Here is a 3789-nt window from a genome sequence, read left to right as displayed (position 1 = left end):
GTTGTTATTGACGAATACGGCGGCGTATCGGGCTTAGTAACGATTGAAGATATTCTTGAAATAATTGTTGGCGAAATCGAAGATGAGCACGACGAAGAAGAAGAACATCAAGATATTCGTCAACTTGCTAAACATGTCCACGTAGTGCAAGCACTCACTCCTGTAGATGACTTTAACGAGCATTTTAAAACAGGCTACAGCACAGACGAAGCCGATACTATTGGCGGAACTGTACTGCACGCATTTGGCCATATGCCAAGCCGTGGTGAAACGATTGACATAGAAGGTTACCAATTTAAAGTAACCAACGCCGACAATCGTCGTATTTTGCAACTGCAAGTCACCGTTCCTAAGGCTGATGATAACGACAGTGAAGAAACTGCTAACTAGACTTACCCTATTAGCAAAAGATAAAAAAGCATGGCTCGCACTCGTTGCGGGCCTTGTTTTAACTTTTGGCTATGCCCCTTTTGAAATTTGGCCCATCGTATTTATTAGTCTTGGCGCCATAATTTTTTGCATTAATCCCAATAATACCGGTAAAGCACACGCAAAAACCGCCGCTAAATATGGCTTTATATTTGGCCTAGGCTGGTTCGGTGCAGGTATAAGCTGGGTACATGTTTCTATTGCCACCTTTGGCGGTATGCCGCTTATAGCGTCGCTCTCGTTAATGGCTTTTTTGTGCTCATACTTAGCATTATTTCCCGCACTTGCCTTTTGGGCAACTACACGCTTTGCCAGTGGCCCTAAAAGCTTTGGCGCATTACTAATTGCCTGCTTTGCAATTAGTGAGTATTTACGTGGCACCGTACTTACCGGTTTCCCGTGGTTAAGTTTTGGCTACACACAAACCGACGGACCTTTAAGGCTGCTTGCCCCTTATATTGGCGAGTTTGGCTTAACACTAACATGTGTGGCTATTGGCTTTGCACTATATAGACTTACCCAAAAAGATTTTAAAACCCCAGCGGTTACTGCGACAGCTGTTGCGCTTATTTTTACAGGTACAAATACCACAGGCAGCATTCATTACACAGATAAAAACATGTCAGTATTGCTCGTACAAGGCAACATACAGCAACACCTGCGCTTTGAGCCAAGTGAGTTTTGGACCACAATGAGCAAATACCAAGACATGACACGTCCACATTGGGATGCCGACTTAATAGTATGGCCAGAAGCCGCCGTGCCTGAAATAGAAATGCTTGCCGATTCCTACCTAGCCAATTTAGACAGTGCCGCCTCGTTTAATAAAACCGCCCTTGTAACCGGTATTGTTGACTACCAGCGAGACACCAAAAATATATTCAACACACTTATTGTGGTCGGTAATAAAGAACGTGGCGACGAGCATGGGCATTACCATTACCTTGATAAAAACCGCTATCAAAAACACCAGCTATTACCCATTGGCGAATTTGTACCGTTTCAAGACTTTTTGCGTCCTATTGCCCCATTATTCGATTTACCTATGTCATCGTTTACCCGTGGCGACAAAGTGCAAAACAACTTACGCGCCAATGGCTATAACTTACTCCCCGCTATTTGCTACGAAATTGTTTTTGCCGACTTAGTACGCGGAAATTACAAAAGCGATTCCGATCTACTCTTTACTGTCAGTAACGATGCCTGGTTTGGTGACTCTATTGGGCCTTTGCAACACATGCAAATAGCCCGTATGCGCGCGCTCGAACTACAACGCCCTCTAGTGCGTGTTACTAACAATGGTGTAAGCGCCGTATACGACCCTATAAGCCACACACAACAGACCATGCCTCAGTTTGAAGCTACAACATTGAAAGCCAATATTAAGCTCATAAAAGGCGACAGCGTGTACAGCCAATACGGCAATATGTTTGTGTGGGGATTTGTGTTGTTGATGGGAGTTGCTGGGTTTGGGGCTAGGTTAAAAAGGTATTAATGTACCTTTTTAACCTTATAATTAGTAAAGAATGACTATTAAGTATTCCTGAAAAATAGAGGATGTATCACAAACTTCTTATTTAAATCGGTGATATCTAGTTCCGGCTTTTCAAACGATGAATAAATAAACAAAGTACTAGATTTTTTAATGCCTATAACACCTACTGCAAACCACACTTTTATTAGTTCATTTAAATCCATCGCTCGTCGATCATGTTCTTCGTCATCTTTTGCCACTGGTATATCAAGCAGATAGTTTGACACTTGATCAATAATAGCTTGAGGCATATCTAAAACTTTAAATTCATTGGATGGAATAAAAGATAAGCTATCTAAATAACTTTCAATATGATGGTAAATACTTGCCCATTCTTTAACTAATGCTTTCTTCCGTCCAGAATAAAACTTTTCTTCAGCTTCAAGGATAATATCTTCATTTAATTCAACCTTACCATCACAAGCACCTAGACATAAATTAACGAAGCTAATCGCATCTCGAGGACGAAGCATCGTTCTCTCTAAAATATATAAATCTGCATCTAGATCATTTACCTTGAAATTGAATACATCAGCTAAGGTAACGACCTTGGTTCCTTGATACTGATTTCTAACAAGGTGGTTTATACGTGAGTCTAATATTCCTCTAATTTCTTCTCGATTCCAAGATATCGCGTAAATCAAAGACTGATCTTTTTCATCTTGTCTCAAACTGTTTTTATAAATTCCCATTATAATATCTGTTCTAATAGAAATTAAAATTTTCACCGATTTAATATCTAATAGCTCTTTAAACGCTTCTAATAAAGCGTTTATGAAATCATACCTGATGGCACTTGAACTTAACCATGATTTATCAAGATCATCTATGCTAATGATTATTCTTATTTGTTTTTCATTAGAAAACTCTTCCTGAATCACTTTAATGAGCTCTTTTTGTTTTCTAAGAAGCTCTTTACTAACATAGCTAGATGTTACTGACTGTATTTTTTGTAAGTTTTCCTCGAGCTGTTTACCTTCAAATTTAAAAATCCCACCATTTGCTCCACCTGATAAAGATTCTTGCATTTTGTTCGTTATTTCAGTGATCACATTATCGTTAAAGAAATTATCTTTATAAGTTTCAACATACTCATTCGCAACTTCTGGGTTATATCTTTTTTTACTAGAACTGATTAGCCTCTTTATCGACTCGAAAAAACTATCATACGAGGAACGGTGAAGAAGATTAATAACTTTCACTAAAAGAACATGTAGCCATAATGATTTATAAAAAACCCTCAGATCAATTTCCTTATCAATTAGATCTGAAATAAATATATTATTTTTTATGTGTTCAAAAACTGTATTTTCAGCTTCAATCGTATCGTGAACTTTTACGTTCTCACTATTAATAATCTGTTTTAATAAAGCTGTTTTCCCACTTCCAGTTCTTCCAACAATAATTCTTCGAGTAAAATCGGGGTTATTCTCACTACTGTCAAAATCAAGAATGCCTTTAAATACATCAGATTCATAAAAACAAGACTCTAAAAAAGAATCAGTTTCAGCCTCTAACTTACCTATTTCAGCATTTTTCCTAAATTTATATGAACTCATTTCCTTCGATACTCACTTGAAAATATTGACTAATATTAATACAAGAATCACATACATTATTTCACAATACAACTTTTTGATGTTCTAAATAAAGTTAAGTAAAATGCAAGCAAGCCACCTTTACAAACCACACACCTACTTCCTTAAAACAGTTATTCCCAACTAAAAGCTAGTCCTTCACTGCACCTACAACAGTTTCAACATTCACAGGTTGATTCAGGTTACCTTTAATAACTACTGTCGCTGATATTTTATCTTGAATGGCTT

Annotated in this window: 2 protein-coding genes and 1 pseudogene (1 of these 3 only partly in view); 2 read left to right on the top strand and 1 reads right to left on the bottom strand. The window is 37.7% G+C overall.

Translation table 11 applies throughout. The features are described 5' to 3' along the window. A pseudogene (corC, locus tag L655_RS01000000125725) lies at nt 1–390 on the top strand (CNNM family magnesium/cobalt transport protein CorC); it begins 502 nt to the left of the window's first position. Then, a complete protein-coding gene (gene lnt, locus L655_RS0115685) occupies nt 371–1924 on the top strand; it encodes an apolipoprotein N-acyltransferase (RefSeq protein ID WP_024605539.1) in 1554 nt (517 codons plus the stop codon). The pseudogene corC and the gene lnt overlap by 20 nt, the downstream one beginning before the upstream one ends. Nucleotides 1925–1962: 38 nt before the next feature. Here the strand turns inward: lnt and L655_RS0115680 are convergent, their stop codons facing one another. Continuing rightward, on the bottom strand, nt 1963–3522 hold the full coding sequence (locus L655_RS0115680; RefSeq protein ID WP_024605538.1) for a P-loop NTPase fold protein: 1560 nt from the start codon (nt 3520–3522) through the stop codon (nt 1963–1965). Between the last annotated feature and the right edge of the window lie 267 nt (nt 3523–3789).

Origin of the sequence: Pseudoalteromonas sp. TAE79 (genome assembly GCF_000498015.1) — a bacterium.
Classification (GTDB): Bacteria; Pseudomonadota; Gammaproteobacteria; order Enterobacterales; family Alteromonadaceae; genus Pseudoalteromonas.
This window is presented reverse-complemented; position numbering and strand designations above follow the sequence as displayed.